This is a genomic window from Vibrio sp. V10_P2A27P122 (assembly GCF_963874335.1).
GTDB lineage: Bacteria > Pseudomonadota > Gammaproteobacteria > Enterobacterales > Vibrionaceae > Vibrio > Vibrio anguillarum.
Map to the genome: position 1 here is coordinate 1 of NZ_CAWNHY010000282.1, position 16754 is coordinate 16754.

A 16754-nucleotide genomic window follows, 5' to 3' on the forward strand; every position below is an offset into this window, starting at 1 on the left:
AATGGCTGGTGTCTAAGCGTATATTTTGCTTAATTTTTCAATGGCAAAATCAATAGCCTTATAAGCGCTTTCGATAATTAACACATGTCCCGGGTCTGTCAGATCATGATTGACAATTGATTGATTTCTAAACTCACATTTAATTTCAATTAGCTTTGCCACATGATTCCTGGCTAACTCAGCATCGCTAATTTCTGCGGCTATTGGCGCTAAAAATTCTGGCTTTTCGCTACTGTGAGTCTCACCAGAAAGCGCCGAGCTTATTGCGTCCATAACTCGCTGCTCATCACCTGAGTTGACTGCTATGTCGTGAATCCAGTCGCGAAGGTTGGCATTTTCGCGGCGGGCTCTATCTGCTTCGATTGATTTTCTTATTGCAAAATCCCGCATGGTTTCGGTTGGTTCCATGTCAGAAAAAACTTGATGTAATTCCATCATTTACTCCAATGGTGGTACCGACATCGATGTCGGTATCATTAGTTAACTGGTTGTTTTTTATCTTCATGCTCTGCAATGAATTCACGCCAAGCGCCCATATGCGTAAATATCTTGTCTGCTACTTCATCGCTTGGTTGGTTATCAATGGCGCTTGCTATCCATGCGGCGGTCAGAAAGTGGTTTTCATTGCAGTTCTTGTCCAGATATTCCCATTGAAGGTCGGCAACTTGTTCTCTTATTTGCTCGTGTCTGCATGGGGATGGCGTGGTAACAAAAAATGACTTTAGGTATTCACGGCCATTGTGATCGCGCATTAGCGCATAACAAACAACCGACCATTTGATTTGAACTGTTCCAAGCGATTGAGCTAAAACCTTTGTGATGCCTACTGGCTCACCAGAACGAGAGTAGACCAGCGTTCCGTCAACCATATTGGCAACGAACACAACGTGATAGTTGTTTAATATTCGCTTGGTTTGCATTGCTTGGAGCTTGATAAGTCTCGCTCTTACTGTTTTGCTCATGAATAACTCGCAACAAAAAGGCGCTTATCGCGCCTATTGGGTAGCTGTTTGCTTTCGGCTTGGGTCGTAAGCGTTGAACTGGATGTTTTTTACATATGCTTTGTTGGGGTCGATATTGTCAAAAAAGTAAATCGACTTACTTGGCATGTCGCCATCCATGATTGATTGCATTTCTTTTTGAAATTGCAGATCGCTCATTCGCTTCATTACCTCTGCTTTCTTTGAGTCGCGAACGTCACGAGAATTTGTTAATGCAGGTCGAAGGGCCATTACACCCTCAACGGCTTTTTTGATGTCATGCATAGCTAACTCTTAATCTGCATTATTGCTTTTAAATGATTTCCAGATCTCGCTGACATAGCGAGCTTGAAACTTGGCGTCATCGACAGCTGAATGGTGAACACCTTCGCGTTCTAGCGTAGCCTTAGGGTCGATGCCTAGGATATCTCGGCCCATTTTTACGATGGTGCGAACGTCGGTATCGTTCCAGTGTGAAAAGTTAGGTTTAATACGGCATGCTTCGAATGCATTTCGCACTATTACGTTGTCAAACTCTTTACCATTACCCCATAGATACAAATCGTTTGATTCACCTTGTTCAGCTAACCAGTAATTAAACTGTGTTAGTGCTTCTTTTAGTGTTAGTTTTGGTGTGTCTTTGGCGTAAATTGCTCGCGCCTCATCGCTCTGCTGAAGCCACCAAACGACAGTGGAAGCATCGACTTCACCATAGTAAGCAGAGCTGCAAAGATTGACGATGGCATAAAACTCACTGCCGAGCTCTCCCGTGTTTGGGTTAAAAACAACCGCTCCTAAACTCGTAATGGGGGCTTTGCTTCCTGTGCCCATGCATTCGATGTCGATCATGATTTCTTTTGGCTTTGGAACCGCCCACCAAACATACGGACCGTCTTCCGTGTCATGGATGGATAAGATAAATGAGGATTTTGAAGGCGATGCTGGTTGCCAATCAAGGCAAGACTCACCGTAATCAAACCACTTATCAATCAGTTCTTCGCTGGCATCCGATTCCATAGCAACAGTCTTTACCGTGATGTTGTTTTTGGCTTCAAATTCTTCAAGGGCGGTGATTGATACAACTTCACCAAAATTTGGCAATTCAGGATGAGTCCAGAAGCCCATTTCATCGCGCTCTACCGGTAGTTTTTTAATGTTCATAAAAATATCTCTTTATCAAATCAACTCGTTTGCTTCTTTAGCAAACATATTAATTAGTTCAGGTGTGATGGTTAGGCTTTCTGGAAGCTCTCTGCTAACGCCCCAGCCGTAGTTTGTGTTTTCTTCTTTAACCAACGTTATTGATTTCACTTTTGACATGCTTAAGCGGCTAAAGTAGGGGCGGGATACAGTAACAAGTCCAAACTCTGTTTTTGTGGTTTCCATGGCAATACCTCGAAATTAAGATAAGTACTGCTTATCTGTTTTCTGATTTAAAACGAGCCCAGTCTATTTCTTTGACCTTTTCGATAATCGCATCAGCAGCCTGAACTCTATCTATTGCTCGTTGAAAGTTTGACTCTGGAATATCTTCCAGAGCCGCACACGCAGAAGAATTAACACCGTCTACAAAGTGCCTTTGTAACGCTGCCTTCATGGGTTCACTTCGAATGCTTGTTAGTGATATAACAAGCTCAAGCCTCTCTTGACTTTCCATTCCTGCCAACATGGTCATCACTCCTTGTTAATGGGCAATACTTTTGGATGCGGAACGGCGTCTTCGAACTTGATTAATCGGCAAGTGTTTTCGTCCATACCCGGCATTTTTACGCCGAAGTAGGCTGGTGAGTGTTTAAATATTTCACTTATAACGCCAACTTCACCATCGACGATCAACTCATCACAAATATTAAACGGTGCGACTGGTTTGTTATCATCAAACCAACTTAAAACCACTTGTCGCTCGGCCATTGATAAGTGTCCGCATATATTTTCAAGTGCTGCGATAAAATCACGATCAACATCCCAACCATCTAATTCAAACTTCTTCGCCAAATCATACTCATCAATATTTGAGTAATACGAATCAAGAAGAACAGATTTAAGAGAGTCTCTATCTGATTCTTCAAAATCACAGTATTTTTCAGCAAACAAAGTATCCATCGCCATTTCAACGATGGTTTCTTTGTGAGAGTCCCAATCTGGGCGATCAGGAACCTGCTCACCCTGCGCATTAAATAAAGGATTCATTTATCTCTGTCCTTTCTGCATAAGTCGAGAATCATCGTATTTACTCTATGTTTTCTTTCGCAAACACAATTCTCATCAATTCCCAAAAAGCACGGCTTACACTCTCCATGCTCATAAAAAAACCAACCACCAAAAGCATCCAGTAACTTTTTAAGTAAAACATCATCAATGTTTTCTTTATCTGGCTTGCGGAATGTCAAAACATCAACACCAGCACCAACGTTGTATATTGTGCTGTGATGCTTTCCATCGACCGTTATTTTTTGATAGGTATTGACTGGGAACTTATGCTCCATCACCTGCAAGAATTCGTTGGTTACATCTTTGCCTTTGGTACCAACACCAACGCCAGTTTCCTTATTAACCCTCTGCCAATAAACTTTTTTGCTTAGTGGAGAAAAGCAAAGTGTTGTTTCAATTTTTGCCATGATCGCCACCTTGACGAGTTAGTTGATCGCGCAAGTTTGGCGGCGTTCCCTTGATGGTGAGCGTGTCTGTTTCTGGATCGTAGAAAACGCGCTCACCGAGAAGCATTGAATCGAATGTGATATTCAAACCGCCTCCTGCACCTACAAACTTGGTAAGTTTACGAATGGTTCCAGAATCTACTGGGAAACTATCTTGAAGTTCGTAGCCTTGTTCTTGAGTGTAAGAAATGAAGTCATAGTTATCTGACGGTGGTAGTTCTTCTGAAAGCTCTTTAACGCTAATCTCTTGCCCATGTCTTTTGGCATCAACACAGTAGTCGCTAACTTGCTTCTTAAACGAAAGCTTATCGCTTTTATCAAGTTGCGAGTCAGAACAGAAGTCATCTACGGCTTGCATTAATATTTGGTTTTGCTGCTTGGCGTCGTATCCAATTTCGGCCTGCAAGAAATCCAAGAAGAAGTTAGAAATACGGCGACCAACTCGGTCTTTGATGAATGAAATGTATCGGTTTGAGTTTTGGTCAGTTTCAAGCTCAGATAGGTTAATAACGGCTGCAATGTCCATCTTGGCGATGTCCATATAAGCAGTGGCGCTAATGCTTAGGTTTTCCATAAGCTTCATGCCGTTACTTTGTGGAACTAAACCGATAAAAATATAATCAGTAGCAAGCCATTGATACTGAGCAAAGATAAGCGCGCCTTCATTAGCAAAATGATACTTGCTTAGCTCATCTTTAAACATTACTGAGCCAGCCCCAGAAAGTTGACCAAACTTAGATTGGCCATTTCGGTAATCAGCCAGGAGTTGCTTGAATGTGCTGTCTGAATTAAACATGCCGTAACCTTTGGTTTTATTGCTAAAGGTGCGGTGAAGCATTTCAACAATGGCTTCATGGTTTGGTTGGATTTGAGATTCAGGAAGGCCGAAGATAACAACCAATTCCTCTTGTTCGTTCTTTGCAAGCTGGTGGACTGCAATTTCATTTATTCGCAGGCTCATTACGCCTCCTTAAATTAAAAGTGTGAGTATTAAGATTGAAAAGACAACAACCGATGGCGCTAAAAGCTTTTTGGCCTCTATCGCTTTATCGTCTTCCCATAAAAATTGGTTATCTTGCGGTTCTTTCATGGCGTAGCACCCAAAAAGAAGCCCCAACGAGTGGGGCGAATGGAGAGGCAAGTGAATTGGCACCCCGTACAGAATTCGAATCTGTAACACTCGGATTAGAAATCCGATGCTCTGTCCAATTGAGCTAACGGGGCAAAAGAGCCCTTGTAAGGCAGGGCTAAATGAAACAACGTCAGTTGGTTTGTGCTGCTGGTCAAATATCGCAGAATTAACCGCTTTACCGACCGGATAGGATATTGTGCTAGCAGCTAACACCGGCATTACGCGCTATCCCCGCGCCACTGCTTAGCCCCTCACAGTGGATATCTGTTTTTATGATACTAAGTGATCAACTAGGCAGATGAATTTTATTTTGAAAGCGGTCTGGATTGGCTAACAGGCTTCGATATTGAAACGGGCTTAGTGATCAATCTTCTCAGTTTCACACGAACAGCCTCGATACTTGAGTTAGCTTTTCCTATTTGAATTCCATATGAGTCTCGCGTCTCTCGCGCCAGACCGCTTTCAAAATGACTACTTACAGTAGTCACTCGACTCACCACTCCAATGGCAAGATTAACGGCTTTCCGCTGGTCATAATGCTCACCGGGCAAGGAAGACCCGGCACATTCCGTTGTCATTTAGCTGCCCTTCAACGTCTTAAGCGTATAGGAACTTAAGAATACAGCTTCCAATCAGGCATAATTGGCGCGGATTACGTGATCAACTTCGATTTACCCGTCTTTAAGCATGCACACACACTTTGAAGATTAACCCTCACCATTAAAAAGCACTCATGACAGATCATTAATGAATTTAAGGGTTAATCTCAAAATGCGGTGAATAAAAAACAACTCTGGATATCTCATCGATGTGTTGGGGTGCCTTCTCTTTTTTAGCGTACTGCCAATACACTTCAACATGCGTGATTAAAGGACTTACCCCCTCATGGGGAGTTATTTGTATTTTTTCGTGTTGGCTTCACGCCCGAATTATCGGAGTCAGATTTGTTTTCTAGCCGCTTATCAAAGCGAACAAACCAGAGTTGTTTTTTATAGCCTCTACCTAACCGCCGAGGCTTGGCGGCGCTTACTCACATATCGGGTCGTTCTCTCGGTTAATCCATCCAGAAAACACGCTTCCATTATCTTTAGGTTACGCTGCCCGGTCGCCGTATTGGTGAGTAAGGTTTATTTCACTGGATTCATTTCCACCGCCAGTGGTGTTGCTCGGTGTGACCATTTTGCTTCTCTCATTGATGAGGGTGGCAAACTTATCGTTCATGGCGCAAATTGTTAAAGAGCTAAGGCGCTGTGCCTTGTGTGGTATAAATATGCCGTATTGGTATAATCATGTCAATGCCGAAATGGTATTTTTTTTATTGAGTTTTTGAAGTGTGATTTATTGCACGTTTTTTAGGCAACAAAAAACCCGCCGAAGCGGGTTGTTTGTGTGAGATTTTATTCAGAATCGGTATCCAGCACCTATTGTAAATGTTTTTGCCTCGATCTCATCAAAATTGGTGTACTCAATTGAAGCATCAAGCGTTAGGTTTTCATTTACATCAACCTGCAAACCACCACCGTAAACAAACTCAGTTTTTCTTTCTGTTTCGCTTAGTGTATTGCCAGAGATTGCGTAATTTCCTGTTATCTCTCCGCTAGCGACCCCAACCAAGCCATAAACACTAAAGTATTTATTTGCCCTTAGCGTTGGACCAATGCTGTAAGAGTAATAATCAAGTCTTAGTCGTGTATTGCCAATAGATGTATTGTAATACTCATCTAGACCTGAGTATGTGAATGAGCTGATGATCCCGTACTGCTCATTAAAGTCATATCGATACTTGAAGTTAAACCCGATCGGATTATCCGGCAGTTCATAACCAAGCGCCTCGACGTTGCTTAATGCGAAACCAAAGGTAAAATTATTTTTTGGTTGCTCATCAATGTGCTCCACTCCCAGTGATGGGAGTGAAATTACAGAGAATAGTATTGCGATAATGAATTTCATGCTTGTGCCTTATGAGTTTGATTTCTCATCATTAGGCTTTATTTTTTCTTTAATGTGAAGACCACACTAAAAAATAAATTGAACTATTTGATGTGGCATTGATTTTTAGAAAATCTTTAGCTTTGCATCAACAACAACGCCGATGATCTTGCAATTTCCGTTAATCGGCATTAGGGGATAGTTCGGATTAAGAGGTTTTAGATACTTCTGTCCAGAATCAACCACCAGCTTTTTAAAGGTTGCCTCATTGACGTTATCTAGCTTTGCCACAACAAGGTTACCGTTAGCCGGCTGAATGCTTGGGTCTACCAATATTCTAGCACCAGAAGGAATGCTAATACCAACAGGAGAGGTCATTGAATCACCTTCAACAGTAAGCCAGAACGATCCTCCGCTTGCTTTTTCTGTTGTCGGTATCATTTCTATAGAGCCCGAATCATATTCTGTGAACGGCTCGCATACCTCAGTCCAATTACCAGCCTGAACGGCGTTAATTAATGGATAAGAGCCTTTATATTGAGTTTCGCGATCAGCCTTAGATGTGTTTGATAATTCAGCTTCAGTTCTTACTGTTCCGTCCTGCTTAAGAATCATTTCACTCAAGCCTACACACTTCATTATCTTGGCAATAGTGTCGATATCTGGCTCTCTCTTTTTGTTTAAGTAACGTGCTATTGAAGCTTGAGAAACGCCCATATTTTCAGCCAGACCATCTTGAGTCATGCCAATTTCTTTCATTCTGGATTTAACCAGGTCAGTCCAATTCATTTTCATACCTTAATTATGCCATATCGGAATTAACTATAAATAACCGATTTGGCATAACTAACTTGCGCAGAATATTCCGTTTTGGTATATTTAAGCCAAAATAGGAGATGTCATGAACAAGATAAAACATTACCGAAACGAAATTGGCACTAGCCAGCGGGATTTGGGCGAAATGGTAGGAGTAGGACAAAGCGCAATAGATAGGTACGAGAGCGGAGTTAGAAAGGTTAGCGTCCCTATGGCATGGAAGATTGTTAACGCACTAAACAAGCTTGGTTCTAAGTGCCGCTTTGGTGATGTATTCCCAAGCCCAACCAAATAGCCAGCTAATCACTGGCTATCACCTCAACAGATATCGGCGGAAATTATGAAAACAGAAGCGTTCTGGGAAACAGTAAAGCAGATGTCGACACTGACAGTTAACTCTTGTCGTGTAGCAACAAGCCAAGGGCAAGAAACCCAATACTTTGAGCGTGACCAGATTAGAAATTTAAAAAAGAAGTGTGAACGTGAATTAGCAAGGCTTGAAGAAAAGGCGTTAAGCCTTGGCACAGACTTAACGCCACGTGAAGTTTCTTGCGAGGAATTTTCACTTACCAAGTCACAAATCAGAAAGGACTAAGCGATGAAAAGATTAACACTAAAAGCTCTAATTGTGAAATGGCAATGGCAATATTTTGTTGGTGGCGAGCAAGTAAGCCGCGATACCTTCAAGTTCAAGCTAGAAGGAGCTATGTAATGTCTGATTACATTTCTTCTGAGCTTTCACCATCAGATAAAGATTCATGGTCAACGCCGCTGTGGCTTTATTCCGCCCTAAATCATGAGTTTCAATTCAGAGTAGATGCTTGCGCTAGTGAGTCAAACGCTAAGTGCGGTGTTTTTATTTCTGAAGATATGAATGCTTTAGATATGGAAAATTGGGCTAGCGCTTCTCCCATTTATTCACACTTGAAAAATCAATTCGTCTGGATAAACCCGCCGTACTCAAGAGGCATGATCAAGGCTTTTATTGAAAAGGCTTATGAGCAGTGCACTAAGAACAAGATCAACTCAGTTCTATTGGTTCCAGCCACTCCAGACGCTAGCTGGTGGCCTACTAACGCCACTGAAATACGGTTTATTACTGGCGGAAGAATTTCTTTTATCAATCCAATTTCAAAAAAGTCAGTTAACGGAAACACAAAGGGCTCGGCCTTGATTATTTTTAAGCATTCAGACATTGGGTCACCAATGGTTACTCGCTACGTGCAAAGAAACAATCTCAAGTCGCTGGGTGAGATGATGGAGGTTTCCAAGTGAGTAAGAGAATTCACAAATACAACGGAATATCCGGCTTAGATGCGATAGCTAAAGCCTATGGTCACGTTGCTAGCACCTTGCGTTACAGAATCAATCAGCGTGGAATGACGATTGAGGAAGCGATTAACGCGCCACTTCATGAGCGAAACAAAGGCAAGAAAGCCAATAACGTTAAGAACACTGATGATTGCGATAAAGGTGTTTCTTACATTGCCATTCGTCAACCGTATGAAATGAGCAGTCTTTGGCGCGTTGCGCTTGGTATGGGTGGTTGTCATGAGTAGAGCAGCAAACGACTGGGCTTGGTCTTTAGATATTAAGCCAGCCAGCCTAAAACTATTACTTTTATCAATGGCAGATAGAGCAGACGAAGATCATTGCTGTTTTCCTTCTATCGTTCGCCTTGAAAAAGATACAGGACTAAACCGCAAAACCATTCTATCTGGCATTAAGAAGCTGATTGACTGTGGAGCATTGAAAGATACAGGAGAAAAGCGCGGCAGAACAATGCGAGTAATCGTTTATAAATTGGTCGGCGTTGAAAGTGGAATCACTAAATTAGATGCGAGAACCCCAAGGAAACCAGTAGAAGAAATAGACCCAAAAACGGAACAGTACCAAGAATGGAATGATTCCGAAAACGGTACTTTGAATAGGCCCGAAAACGGTACTTTGAATAGGCCCGAAAACGGTACTTTGAATAGGCCCGAAAACGGTACTCAGAACCAGTCATTAGAACCAGTCATAGAACCAAGTAAAGATCTTGTTCCGAGCAAGCTCGAAACCGACGACCCGATTTTGTTTGAAATTCCACTGAAGGGGAAAACGCAATCTCACGCAATAACTCAATCCGAACTCTTTGAGATGCGAGATCTATACCCTGCGGTTGATGTGGCACAGCAGATTAAAAACATGATCGCTTGGTGCAATCGAAACCCTACCAAGCAAAAAACTAAGCGTGGCGTGATGAACTTTGTTCACAACTGGCTCAGCAAAGAGCAAGACAAGTTTCGCCCGGTTCAAGTTGTTGATCGCAATCACGGCCAGACTGAGCTCAAGAACGCAAATGATTCTAGGATTCGTCAAATACAACTTGAGATCAACAACGAGAAGCAAGCTCTTGAGCGATTCAAGCGTTTTGGCGCAAGTGAACAGGCAATGAAGTCTTGCTACGACAAAATTGAAAAGCTTAGCGGTGAATTATTTGAGTTAGGCGAGCCTATGAGGGTTGGGGATGTCCAGTGAGAGAGCGTTGTTATCTGTCATGAAATCGCGCCGTAAGGTTTGGACGCACTTAGAGCTTTGCGATCAACTCGGTGTTCACATCTGCGAACTTGCAAGGCTAGTTAGCGCCGCCAAGGAATCAGGCGCTCGAATCAAAGGGGAAAGCGGTGAACGGCTTTCAGGAACAAGCAAATTATGGTTGGAGCAGTAACATGTTTGAACTTAGCAATCAAAAAATAACAACGATGAGCAGCCGCGAAATTGCGGAATTGACTCAATCACGACATGACAACGTAAAGCGCTCAATGGAGCGCATGTTATCAAACTGCGTTATTTCGTTTACTCCAATGGAGGAACCGACGATTGGCGGAGGAAAGCCAACTACCGTTTATCATGTAAACAAGCGCGACAGCTATATTGTGGTTGCCCAACTATCGCCGGAGTTTACTGCAGCGTTAGTCGACCGCTGGCAAGAGCTAGAAAGCGCTAACCAATTTCGTATCCCTCAAACCTTGCCTGAGGCGCTACAGCTTGCTGCCGACCTAGCAAAACAAAACGAGCAAGTTACAAAGCAACTGGCAATTGCAGCGCCAAAAGTGGAATTTGCCGAGGCGATAGCGAGCACTAAGCGCGGAGTTCTTCTTGGTCAGTTCGCTAAAGTCATAGGCCTTGGTCCTGTCACTATTTTTAAAATATTGAGAGAGTTAAGGATCCTAATTTCGGAGGGTAAGTCATTTAACTTGCCTTACCAAAACTACATTGACAGCGGTTACTTCACGGTAACTCAGCGCCCATTTGTGGCTGGTGATGAAACAAGAATATCAAATACAACAGTGATCACTGGCAAGGGTGAAATCTGGCTTCGCAAGAAGCTATTAGATAAAGGTTATCTACGAGTGGTGGCTAAATGATTATTTGCGTACTTCCTGATAGCAAGGCCGTTGAAGCTTTGTTTACTTGTTACTCATACAAGCGCGTTTATCACCATGATGGTAAGCCTTACTTTGTTACTGACCTTAAAGCGAATGGGACTGGTGAATCGGCACGACTTCAAGCGACTCTAGAGCCAGTGTCCGGCATGTGGGAGCAGCACCAAAAGTCATACGAAAGCATCTTTGGGTTATCAAAAAACGGCGGTGAGTTCTAATGAATAATTTGAAACTTTTTTGTTCTCTCTTTTTGGTTTGCTGCGCCGCGATCGGAATTGGCTTCTACCTTGGAACTTCATTTTTATCAAACGATGAAAAGGCGCTTATCAGTTATGTGATTGCCTGTGTTCTCGCTTACGTTCTTTATTGCATCTCAGGACAAGCAAAGCATGAAGAGATAGAAAAATGGAGCGATGAAGATGATCGTTAATCTATTGAAATCTGCATTAAGCACAATTGGTCAAGCAATGCTTTACGGATTCTGCATAGTTGCACTATCAGCTATGGTTGGCTCCGGTCTTATTTACGGGATGTCAAGAACGGCAACATTTAATGACCTAATCGGCGGCAAAGCCTTAGTTATCACCATTGTAGATCTGGAAAAGAAGGTGGCAGAAAGTGAATGAGATAATAAACAACTTCACGCTCGAGCTTTTAACACAAATAAGCACTTGGACAGTAAGTGAAGCTATGGCTTGCATGCTTATATCTTGGTTTTGGACATTCTCTGTAAAAGTCGGATTTTCAATTGTTGAAGTTATGCAAGATAGAAAAATAAAAGCTCAGCAAGATCTTTATAACAATACTCTTAATGATATTTCTCGTGAGATGTTTTACGCGGCTCAGCATGCAATGATTTTAACCTTCCCAAAAGGCCAGCTTTACGAGATTCATCTCACGTCGCTATGGAACGCCAACCGACTTAAGAGATCGACCTATGAATAACTACTCCATAGGTTGCGACCCTGACTCTAAATTCCATGGCATTGCTATCTACAAGAATGGTGCTCTAACCGAGCTCCATAACCTAAACCTGATGCAATTAATGGATAAGCTCGTCGATCTAAAGGAAACAGGAACCGTTCATGTACACATCGAAAACGTAAACGGAAACAAAGCAGTTTGGCATGGTGAAAACCAGAATAAGAAAGCCTATGGCATGACAAGCCAGAAGGTAGCCAAATGCAAACAGGCACAAATTGAAGTAGAGCGAATGCTAGAAAAGCTAGGAATACCCTATACGCACTATCCAGCGAGCAGCAACTGGAAATCACAAGCCAGTAAGAAGCAGTTTGAAATGGTTACCGGATGGAAGAAAACCAGCAACGAAGATAATAGAAGTGCAGCTTACTTTGGGTTCTTAGGTGCGAACAAGAGCAGTCAATTACAAAAAGCCACAATGACGACATACAAAAGGGCCAAAGCATGAAATTAAGCGAAATACTAAACAAAGACGACAAGGCGTTATTTTCGGTCTGCTTAAAGGTTCTTGGAAAAACTGAATTCAACAAAGTCAAAGCAAAGGCAATTGCCGCCGCACTACATTGCGCTAAAGACTCTTCAGAACTAAAGAAAGTAAATATAGCAAGAAGGGCGATAAACAGCGTTTTAACTGCCGAGCTAAAAAGAAAAGGCATCACAAACTGGCGTCAGCTTTTGAATAAGTAGGTACTAAGATGAAACAAAAGAAAATCTATATCGCTGGCCCAATGACTGGATTTCCCGAGTTTAACAAACCAGAGTTCTTTAAAGCAGAGTTTAAGTTGCGTTGCGATAACTATACGGTTCTTAATCCGGCCATACTTCCTGACGGCCTACAGCATCACGAATACATGGAGATATGCTTGCCAATGGTTAGAGTCTCTAACGCTGTTTACATGCTAAAAGGTTGGGAGAAATCAAAAGGCGCAGTAATGGAACACGAATACGCTAAAGATCTTGGATTGGAGATCACTTACCAATGCTAGTACTTCAGCCATTCCTACAGGCCGATCTTGGCATTGTGATGTTTAAGCCAGGTAAAACGCTGTTAACTGAGCTGGTAAAGATGAGCCAAGGTAACCGGCTGGTGGTTATGCCTCTACCTGACGAGCTCGTTAATGTCCCGAGCGGAAAACTAAACAAGCCGTTGTTATCATCTAGTGATAAGTCAGCAATGCAAGACAATAGACTCGCTGAGTTTTTTGTTAATGAAGAAGTGCAGCGAAGGCTGGGTAGTTTTGAATCGTGGCTAGAGAGAATTCCACACTGCCAGCTATCTGACGAGGGTTATTGCGACAAGAACTTGACCACGCTCAATCACGATATCGGCGGCGTTAGATTGTGTTGGCATCATGACAATCACGAAAGAAGTGCGCCAACAGCTAGATGCTCTGAGATAGCAAAGCGAAATGTAATGCTTTGGGCTATGGAGCGCATTTGCTATCAGCTTAAACTCGATCAAGGCCATGCTATTACAATCCCTGAAATATGCTGGTGGAGCGTAATCAATAAGGTTTATGAGCATCTTCCAAGGTCAATCACTGATGAGGTTCTTGGCGTAAAAGCAAGCAACCATCAATCAATGATGAGAAGAGAAAGTGATGAGCGCTTTGATTTGGATAGCAAGTCAGTTATTGATAGTCGAGTAAAAGCAATTAACTTAACCATCGATGACGAGCCACCAGCAATGTTCATGGCCAGACCAAAAGAGCAGACATGGCACAGCGAAAAGTATCTTAAGTTCGTTCGATCGCTTCCGTGTGTTATCACTGGCAAAACAACCGACATAGTTGCTCACCATTTGATAGGACATGGAGAGGGCAAGATGGGCGGCAAGTCACACGATATGTTTACCATTCCCCTTCACACTGATGAGCACAATCGGTTTCATCATGACCCAAAAGCATGGGAGGCAAAGAACGGCTCACAGTTGTTTTACGTCAAGCAGACAATGAAGAAAGCTTTAGATTTAGGGGCTATTGTTTAGCAAATACAACAAGCAAAATAGAAATTAAAGCTCACTTAGCTATACTAACCCTCGTTCTTTAACAGCGAGGGTTTTATCTATGGGCTTAGTAGTTCAACTGGAGCGTTGGCCAATGCCGGCGGCAATAGCGTTAGCAACTGAAGGGGTTAAGGCTAATTACAATTCTGGCTGCGGTGGTGGCGGTTTCGGAGCAGTAGACATGGAGATAGGCTCAAAGATTGATGGTGCCAAGGTATTGGCGGCTATCGACATGATGGCCAAAAGCGCAAGGCACTTAGCAGACTGGTGCTTGTTTGCTTACTCATCGCCGGGATGGAACTCAACCAAGCTTACAGAACGATTGATAGAGAACGTGGTTAACGATTGGGTTTTCAGTAGATACGAAGAACACAACGAATTCGTGCAGATAAGAACATACAACAAGATAAAACCATTAATACCCCTCATCGCTGGCGGTCTTGCTTTAGAGCAGTCCGGCGGTGCTATGACTGTTAAATCCGAATCAGGTCTGTGTTATTCACCAGTGGCAACTCGGTCACAGCTTATTGACGTGCTTGTTTCGAATGATGTTAAAGATTCAGGTGTTGATAGTCTTTCGTATAAAAAGAAAAGAACTCGATATTACCAGGCGAACTGGAATCGCATTCACGTTCATATTGAAACAATAAGATTGATACTTTTACGTTACGATAAAATAGCGCAAAAAAGATTCAAAGAAGCGCTTGCAATACAAATGATGTCAATATAGTATGCAAATTCCTAGTATGGATAACTGTACTTGAAAGACAATAACCGCCTCTCTGGCGGTTTTTTTATGCCTGAATTTCCTCTCTCCCAAAATTAATAAGGCACCTCGGCGGTGGTGGATATGCGTATGAACGAAAAGATTTCCAGCTCAATGTCGTACTGGTGGAATGGTGTTATCGCTTTCTTTGGCGGTGTGTCCACGGATTGGTGGATGGTTATCATCGCTGCAACAGGGATGATCATAACTGCTTGGATAAACAACTACTGGCAGAAGAAGCGTTTTAAAGCGGAATTCGGCAATGAGCAAAGTTAATAACATTACTCGGTCGCTCATCGCTGCTGGCGCTGGTGCCATTGCCATTGCCGCTTCAATGATTAAGCCTTTCGAAGGGATAGAGTATGTTCCTTATCGCGATGTAGTTGGTGTGCTTACCGTCTGCTACGGCACTACAGGGCCAGATGTTATCGAGGGGAAGGTTTACACAAAAGAGGAGTGTGAATACTTCTTACAGCGAGACTTAAAGAAGATCGAGCGACAAATACTTCCGATGATTAAACCCGCACTTCCAGAGCCAACCAAAGCAGCCCTTTACTCTTTTACTTACAACGTTGGCGTTGGTGCTTTCTCTCGTTCAACTCTACTCAATAAGCTTAACTCTGGCGACATGACAGGCGCTTGCGGTGAGCTGAAGCGATGGGTGTATGCCGGCGGTAAAAAGTGGAAAGGCTTGATGACTAGGCGAGACATCGAAGAACAGGTGTGCAGCTTCGCTTTTAAGTCTGTTGATTTAAGAATGAAACGATACATAGATCTTAAAGATAAAGGGGCTGATGTTTATGCGTATGAAGTTTATAGCGCTGGCAGTGCTAGTTCTTTCGCTTATCGTTAGCTCATTGCTTCTTTACGTTAAAACGGTGGAGTTAGACAGTGCTAAGAATAAGCTGTCTGAAGCCAATCTAAAGATAGATAGCTATGTTAAGTCTCAAGAGCTACAAAATCAGCGCATTGAAATGCTCGCTGAGATTGGCGACCAATCAGTCAGGGAGTTAAAGAGTGCGCACGATGAAATCAATCGCCTTGCCGATAAGCTTCGCTCTGGCCCTAGCCGGGTGTTCGTCAAAGCCAGTTGTCCTAAATCAGTGTCCGACACCTCTACCGCCGGAAGCGTGGGCAATGCAGGAACCCCACAACTTAACGAAGCAGCTAGAGAAGATTATCTACATCTCAGAAGAATGATGGTAGATAGCGAGCAGCAGATTAAGTACCTGCAAAGCTATATAAAAACTCAATGCATGGTGATCGAGTGAAGAAGAACAAGAGACACAAGCGAGACATGAATCTCCGCAAGCGTGGTAACTCATTTAAGAATCTTCCATGGAGACGCTAAGAGCCTTTCCTTTCGCTACCGAAGGGCTTTTGTCTTCTCCCAAAAAAGGAGGTGGTCCTATTGCTGGCAGGTAAGCTGCAAGTGTGATTAGTCATGCTGATAAGCATTGCTAGTTATGCGATCTAAACGTCTATTCAAAGTGAATTAATAAGTTTATTTTCAATAGATATTTAATGCTTCTAAAGCGCTCTCAGGCAAACCCTAAGAGCGCTTTTTATTTTGCTGTAACAAGCCAACATCATTTAGTTTTGGCTGCTCCAATTCGCACACGCGAACGCAATTAAACACTCACGCAAGGGGGAGGGCGGGTCGAAACCTCCCCACCCCATCCGAATTGACCGCGCCTTCAAGTAAATTTTTATGACCGCGAAAAATAAAATTTAAATCGGGCGCAGGAAGTTGAGTTTTTTAGTGATTGTTTTTTCTTTATCACTTTTTTGATTTCATGGGAATTTAAGCATGGACACAGAACTAGCAGATAAAATGATGCAAGTAGCAAAAAGAGATCGCCTTCCTGATGATCATGATTTGGTTGTTAAAGCAAAAGATTTTGAGCAAGCAACTATTGGTTATGTTTCTGAGCCACAAACTTGCAGTGTAAGAAAATTTCTAGGTTGCTGGGCTAGAGCTAAAAAAGCCTATAGCCAATATACAGGAACTCCTATTTTATGAGCTGCGCAATCAAAACGAAAAACGACAACATTCATAC

32 protein-coding genes and 1 tRNA gene are annotated in these 16754 nt (G+C 42.7%); 20 read left to right on the forward strand and 13 right to left on the reverse strand.

What is annotated here, in order from left to right:
* Positions 1 to 12: 12 nt before the first annotated feature.
* The 13 genes from AACQ17_RS15075 to AACQ17_RS15135 all read right to left on the reverse strand — a co-directional run bounded on the left by AACQ17_RS15075 (position 13) and on the right by AACQ17_RS15135 (position 7487).
* Positions 13 to 438 carry a hypothetical protein gene (locus tag AACQ17_RS15075; RefSeq protein ID WP_141195286.1) on the reverse strand — a complete coding sequence of 142 codons (426 nt, stop codon included), beginning with the start codon at positions 436 to 438 and terminating at the stop codon, positions 13 to 15.
* 38 nt (positions 439 to 476) lie between these two features.
* A complete protein-coding gene (locus tag AACQ17_RS15080; RefSeq protein WP_141195287.1) occupies positions 477 to 962 on the reverse strand; it encodes a hypothetical protein in 486 nt (161 codons plus the stop codon).
* Positions 963 to 995: 33 nt separating this feature from the next.
* Positions 996 to 1265, reverse strand: coding sequence for a hypothetical protein (locus tag AACQ17_RS15085; RefSeq protein ID WP_094146845.1), 270 nt, complete (start codon positions 1263 to 1265; stop codon positions 996 to 998).
* Between the two features lie 9 nt (positions 1266 to 1274).
* Entirely contained in the window at positions 1275 to 2141 is an 867-nt protein-coding gene (locus AACQ17_RS15090) for a 3'-5' exonuclease (protein ID WP_240507684.1), read from the reverse strand.
* A gap of 15 nt (positions 2142 to 2156) precedes the next feature.
* A complete protein-coding gene (locus AACQ17_RS15095; RefSeq protein WP_094146846.1) occupies positions 2157 to 2366 on the reverse strand; it encodes a hypothetical protein in 210 nt (69 codons plus the stop codon).
* 31 nt (positions 2367 to 2397) lie between these two features.
* Positions 2398 to 2649, reverse strand: a complete 252-nt coding sequence (locus tag AACQ17_RS15100; RefSeq protein ID WP_141195288.1) for a hypothetical protein — start codon at positions 2647 to 2649, stop codon at positions 2398 to 2400.
* Positions 2650 to 2654: 5 nt separating this feature from the next.
* Positions 2655 to 3170 carry a hypothetical protein gene (locus tag AACQ17_RS15105; protein WP_094146847.1) on the reverse strand — a complete coding sequence of 172 codons (516 nt, stop codon included), beginning with the start codon at positions 3168 to 3170 and terminating at the stop codon, positions 2655 to 2657.
* On the reverse strand, positions 3167 to 3598 hold the full coding sequence (locus AACQ17_RS15110) for a DUF7446 family protein (RefSeq protein ID WP_094146848.1): 432 nt from the start codon (positions 3596 to 3598) through the stop codon (positions 3167 to 3169). Before AACQ17_RS15110 ends, AACQ17_RS15105 begins: the two co-directional genes overlap by 4 nt.
* Complete coding sequence (yejK, locus tag AACQ17_RS15115; RefSeq protein WP_094146849.1) at positions 3585 to 4598, reverse strand: nucleoid-associated protein YejK; 1014 nt, start codon at positions 4596 to 4598, stop codon at positions 3585 to 3587. Before yejK ends, AACQ17_RS15110 begins: the two co-directional genes overlap by 14 nt.
* A 186-nt stretch (positions 4599 to 4784) precedes the next feature.
* Positions 4785 to 4861 (reverse strand) — tRNA-Arg (locus AACQ17_RS15120).
* 1000 nt (positions 4862 to 5861) lie between these two features.
* Positions 5862 to 5990, reverse strand: coding sequence for a hypothetical protein (locus AACQ17_RS15125; RefSeq protein WP_276206492.1), 129 nt, complete (start codon positions 5988 to 5990; stop codon positions 5862 to 5864).
* 180 nt (positions 5991 to 6170) lie between these two features.
* On the reverse strand, positions 6171 to 6719 hold the full coding sequence (locus AACQ17_RS15130; RefSeq protein ID WP_094146850.1) for an Ail/Lom family outer membrane beta-barrel protein: 549 nt from the start codon (positions 6717 to 6719) through the stop codon (positions 6171 to 6173).
* 105 nt (positions 6720 to 6824) lie between these two features.
* Positions 6825 to 7487, reverse strand: a complete 663-nt coding sequence (locus tag AACQ17_RS15135) for a LexA family protein (protein ID WP_240507685.1) — start codon at positions 7485 to 7487, stop codon at positions 6825 to 6827.
* A 112-nt stretch (positions 7488 to 7599) separates the two neighbouring features.
* Here AACQ17_RS15135 and AACQ17_RS15140 point away from each other — a divergent pair, with 112 nt between their 5' ends.
* The 20 genes from AACQ17_RS15140 (at position 7600) to AACQ17_RS15235 (ending at position 16717) form a co-directional block, all read left to right on the forward strand.
* On the forward strand, positions 7600 to 7809 hold the full coding sequence (locus AACQ17_RS15140) for a helix-turn-helix domain-containing protein (RefSeq protein WP_094147778.1): 210 nt from the start codon (positions 7600 to 7602) through the stop codon (positions 7807 to 7809).
* Positions 7810 to 7854: 45 nt separating this feature from the next.
* Positions 7855 to 8109, forward strand: a complete 255-nt coding sequence (locus AACQ17_RS15145) for a hypothetical protein (RefSeq protein WP_094147779.1) — start codon at positions 7855 to 7857, stop codon at positions 8107 to 8109.
* Positions 8110 to 8225: 116 nt separating this feature from the next.
* On the forward strand, positions 8226 to 8789 hold the full coding sequence (locus tag AACQ17_RS15150) for a phage N-6-adenine-methyltransferase (protein WP_052131890.1): 564 nt from the start codon (positions 8226 to 8228) through the stop codon (positions 8787 to 8789).
* Positions 8786 to 9073: a hypothetical protein gene (locus AACQ17_RS15155; protein ID WP_041947002.1), complete on the forward strand. Its 288-nt coding sequence runs from the start codon at positions 8786 to 8788 to the stop codon at positions 9071 to 9073. Before AACQ17_RS15150 ends, AACQ17_RS15155 begins: the two co-directional genes overlap by 4 nt.
* Positions 9066 to 10034, forward strand: coding sequence for a helix-turn-helix domain-containing protein (locus AACQ17_RS15160; protein WP_094147780.1), 969 nt, complete (start codon positions 9066 to 9068; stop codon positions 10032 to 10034). Before AACQ17_RS15155 ends, AACQ17_RS15160 begins: the two co-directional genes overlap by 8 nt.
* Entirely contained in the window at positions 10024 to 10224 is a 201-nt protein-coding gene (locus AACQ17_RS15165) for a hypothetical protein (protein WP_094147781.1), read from the forward strand. The genes AACQ17_RS15160 and AACQ17_RS15165 overlap by 11 nt, the downstream gene beginning before the upstream one ends.
* Position 10225: 1 nt before the next feature.
* Positions 10226 to 10924, forward strand: a complete 699-nt coding sequence (locus AACQ17_RS15170) for a phage antirepressor KilAC domain-containing protein (protein ID WP_094147782.1) — start codon at positions 10226 to 10228, stop codon at positions 10922 to 10924.
* Positions 10921 to 11160 carry a hypothetical protein gene (locus AACQ17_RS15175; protein WP_094147783.1) on the forward strand — a complete coding sequence of 80 codons (240 nt, stop codon included), beginning with the start codon at positions 10921 to 10923 and terminating at the stop codon, positions 11158 to 11160. Before AACQ17_RS15170 ends, AACQ17_RS15175 begins: the two co-directional genes overlap by 4 nt.
* On the forward strand, positions 11160 to 11372 hold the full coding sequence (locus tag AACQ17_RS15180; protein ID WP_041946999.1) for a hypothetical protein: 213 nt from the start codon (positions 11160 to 11162) through the stop codon (positions 11370 to 11372). The genes AACQ17_RS15175 and AACQ17_RS15180 overlap by 1 nt, the downstream gene beginning before the upstream one ends.
* Positions 11362 to 11568 carry a hypothetical protein gene (locus AACQ17_RS15185; protein WP_094147784.1) on the forward strand — a complete coding sequence of 69 codons (207 nt, stop codon included), beginning with the start codon at positions 11362 to 11364 and terminating at the stop codon, positions 11566 to 11568. Before AACQ17_RS15180 ends, AACQ17_RS15185 begins: the two co-directional genes overlap by 11 nt.
* A complete protein-coding gene (locus AACQ17_RS15190) occupies positions 11561 to 11887 on the forward strand; it encodes a hypothetical protein (protein WP_094167688.1) in 327 nt (108 codons plus the stop codon). Before AACQ17_RS15185 ends, AACQ17_RS15190 begins: the two co-directional genes overlap by 8 nt.
* A complete protein-coding gene (locus AACQ17_RS15195) occupies positions 11880 to 12371 on the forward strand; it encodes a hypothetical protein (RefSeq protein WP_094147952.1) in 492 nt (163 codons plus the stop codon). Before AACQ17_RS15190 ends, AACQ17_RS15195 begins: the two co-directional genes overlap by 8 nt.
* Positions 12368 to 12610, forward strand: a complete 243-nt coding sequence (locus tag AACQ17_RS15200) for a hypothetical protein (protein ID WP_094147951.1) — start codon at positions 12368 to 12370, stop codon at positions 12608 to 12610. The genes AACQ17_RS15195 and AACQ17_RS15200 overlap by 4 nt, the downstream gene beginning before the upstream one ends.
* A gap of 8 nt (positions 12611 to 12618) precedes the next feature.
* Positions 12619 to 12909 (forward strand): DUF4406 domain-containing protein, encoded by a 291-nt coding sequence (locus tag AACQ17_RS15205; protein ID WP_094147950.1) that lies wholly within the window; start codon positions 12619 to 12621, stop codon positions 12907 to 12909.
* Positions 12903 to 13910, forward strand: a complete 1008-nt coding sequence (locus AACQ17_RS15210; RefSeq protein ID WP_094147949.1) for a DUF968 domain-containing protein — start codon at positions 12903 to 12905, stop codon at positions 13908 to 13910. The genes AACQ17_RS15205 and AACQ17_RS15210 overlap by 7 nt, the downstream gene beginning before the upstream one ends.
* 79 nt (positions 13911 to 13989) lie before the next feature.
* Entirely contained in the window at positions 13990 to 14658 is a 669-nt protein-coding gene (locus AACQ17_RS15215) for a hypothetical protein (protein WP_094167689.1), read from the forward strand.
* Between the two features lie 126 nt (positions 14659 to 14784).
* A complete protein-coding gene (locus AACQ17_RS15220; protein WP_232472943.1) occupies positions 14785 to 14970 on the forward strand; it encodes a phage holin family protein in 186 nt (61 codons plus the stop codon).
* Positions 14957 to 15547: a lysozyme gene (locus AACQ17_RS15225; protein ID WP_276206493.1), complete on the forward strand. Its 591-nt coding sequence runs from the start codon at positions 14957 to 14959 to the stop codon at positions 15545 to 15547. Before AACQ17_RS15220 ends, AACQ17_RS15225 begins: the two co-directional genes overlap by 14 nt.
* Positions 15495 to 15965 carry a lysis protein gene (locus AACQ17_RS15230; protein ID WP_166538025.1) on the forward strand — a complete coding sequence of 157 codons (471 nt, stop codon included), beginning with the start codon at positions 15495 to 15497 and terminating at the stop codon, positions 15963 to 15965. Before AACQ17_RS15225 ends, AACQ17_RS15230 begins: the two co-directional genes overlap by 53 nt.
* Before the next feature lie 539 nt (positions 15966 to 16504).
* On the forward strand, positions 16505 to 16717 hold the full coding sequence (locus AACQ17_RS15235) for a hypothetical protein (protein WP_094167691.1): 213 nt from the start codon (positions 16505 to 16507) through the stop codon (positions 16715 to 16717).
* Positions 16718 to 16754: the final 37 nt, after the last annotated feature.

Excerpts from the sequence above, each read along its gene's own strand:
- AACQ17_RS15095 (WP_094146846.1), bottom strand. The coding sequence starts at position 2,366 with ATGGAAACCACAAAAACAGAGTTTGGACTTGTTACTGTATCCCGCCCC.
- AACQ17_RS15180 (WP_041946999.1), top strand. The coding sequence starts at position 11,160 with ATGAATAATTTGAAACTTTTTTGTTCTCTCTTTTTGGTTTGCTGCGCC.
- AACQ17_RS15110 (WP_094146848.1), bottom strand. The coding sequence starts at position 3,598 with ATGGCAAAAATTGAAACAACACTTTGCTTTTCTCCACTAAGCAAAAAA.
- AACQ17_RS15175 (WP_094147783.1), top strand. The coding sequence starts at position 10,921 with ATGATTATTTGCGTACTTCCTGATAGCAAGGCCGTTGAAGCTTTGTTT.
- AACQ17_RS15085 (WP_094146845.1), bottom strand. The coding sequence starts at position 1,265 with ATGCATGACATCAAAAAAGCCGTTGAGGGTGTAATGGCCCTTCGACCT.
- AACQ17_RS15160 (WP_094147780.1), top strand. The coding sequence starts at position 9,066 with ATGAGTAGAGCAGCAAACGACTGGGCTTGGTCTTTAGATATTAAGCCA.
- AACQ17_RS15225 (WP_276206493.1), top strand. The coding sequence starts at position 14,957 with ATGAGCAAAGTTAATAACATTACTCGGTCGCTCATCGCTGCTGGCGCT.
- AACQ17_RS15150 (WP_052131890.1), top strand. The coding sequence starts at position 8,226 with ATGTCTGATTACATTTCTTCTGAGCTTTCACCATCAGATAAAGATTCA.
- AACQ17_RS15125 (WP_276206492.1), bottom strand. The coding sequence starts at position 5,990 with ATGAACGATAAGTTTGCCACCCTCATCAATGAGAGAAGCAAAATGGTC.
- AACQ17_RS15210 (WP_094147949.1), top strand. The coding sequence starts at position 12,903 with ATGCTAGTACTTCAGCCATTCCTACAGGCCGATCTTGGCATTGTGATG.
- AACQ17_RS15145 (WP_094147779.1), top strand. The coding sequence starts at position 7,855 with ATGAAAACAGAAGCGTTCTGGGAAACAGTAAAGCAGATGTCGACACTG.
- AACQ17_RS15075 (WP_141195286.1), bottom strand. The coding sequence starts at position 438 with ATGATGGAATTACATCAAGTTTTTTCTGACATGGAACCAACCGAAACC.
- AACQ17_RS15105 (WP_094146847.1), bottom strand. The coding sequence starts at position 3,170 with ATGAATCCTTTATTTAATGCGCAGGGTGAGCAGGTTCCTGATCGCCCA.
- AACQ17_RS15100 (WP_141195288.1), bottom strand. The coding sequence starts at position 2,649 with ATGTTGGCAGGAATGGAAAGTCAAGAGAGGCTTGAGCTTGTTATATCA.
- AACQ17_RS15230 (WP_166538025.1), top strand. The coding sequence starts at position 15,495 with ATGCGTATGAAGTTTATAGCGCTGGCAGTGCTAGTTCTTTCGCTTATC.
- AACQ17_RS15130 (WP_094146850.1), bottom strand. The coding sequence starts at position 6,719 with ATGAAATTCATTATCGCAATACTATTCTCTGTAATTTCACTCCCATCA.
- AACQ17_RS15080 (WP_141195287.1), bottom strand. The coding sequence starts at position 962 with ATGAGCAAAACAGTAAGAGCGAGACTTATCAAGCTCCAAGCAATGCAA.
- AACQ17_RS15090 (WP_240507684.1), bottom strand. The coding sequence starts at position 2,141 with ATGAACATTAAAAAACTACCGGTAGAGCGCGATGAAATGGGCTTCTGG.
- AACQ17_RS15215 (WP_094167689.1), top strand. The coding sequence starts at position 13,990 with ATGGGCTTAGTAGTTCAACTGGAGCGTTGGCCAATGCCGGCGGCAATA.
- AACQ17_RS15165 (WP_094147781.1), top strand. The coding sequence starts at position 10,024 with ATGTCCAGTGAGAGAGCGTTGTTATCTGTCATGAAATCGCGCCGTAAG.
- AACQ17_RS15200 (WP_094147951.1), top strand. The coding sequence starts at position 12,368 with ATGAAATTAAGCGAAATACTAAACAAAGACGACAAGGCGTTATTTTCG.
- AACQ17_RS15205 (WP_094147950.1), top strand. The coding sequence starts at position 12,619 with ATGAAACAAAAGAAAATCTATATCGCTGGCCCAATGACTGGATTTCCC.
- AACQ17_RS15185 (WP_094147784.1), top strand. The coding sequence starts at position 11,362 with ATGATCGTTAATCTATTGAAATCTGCATTAAGCACAATTGGTCAAGCA.
- AACQ17_RS15140 (WP_094147778.1), top strand. The coding sequence starts at position 7,600 with ATGAACAAGATAAAACATTACCGAAACGAAATTGGCACTAGCCAGCGG.
- AACQ17_RS15135 (WP_240507685.1), bottom strand. The coding sequence starts at position 7,487 with ATGAATTGGACTGACCTGGTTAAATCCAGAATGAAAGAAATTGGCATG.
- AACQ17_RS15235 (WP_094167691.1), top strand. The coding sequence starts at position 16,505 with ATGGACACAGAACTAGCAGATAAAATGATGCAAGTAGCAAAAAGAGAT.
- AACQ17_RS15220 (WP_232472943.1), top strand. The coding sequence starts at position 14,785 with ATGAACGAAAAGATTTCCAGCTCAATGTCGTACTGGTGGAATGGTGTT.
- yejK (WP_094146849.1), bottom strand. The coding sequence starts at position 4,598 with ATGAGCCTGCGAATAAATGAAATTGCAGTCCACCAGCTTGCAAAGAAC.
- AACQ17_RS15195 (WP_094147952.1), top strand. The coding sequence starts at position 11,880 with ATGAATAACTACTCCATAGGTTGCGACCCTGACTCTAAATTCCATGGC.
- AACQ17_RS15170 (WP_094147782.1), top strand. The coding sequence starts at position 10,226 with ATGTTTGAACTTAGCAATCAAAAAATAACAACGATGAGCAGCCGCGAA.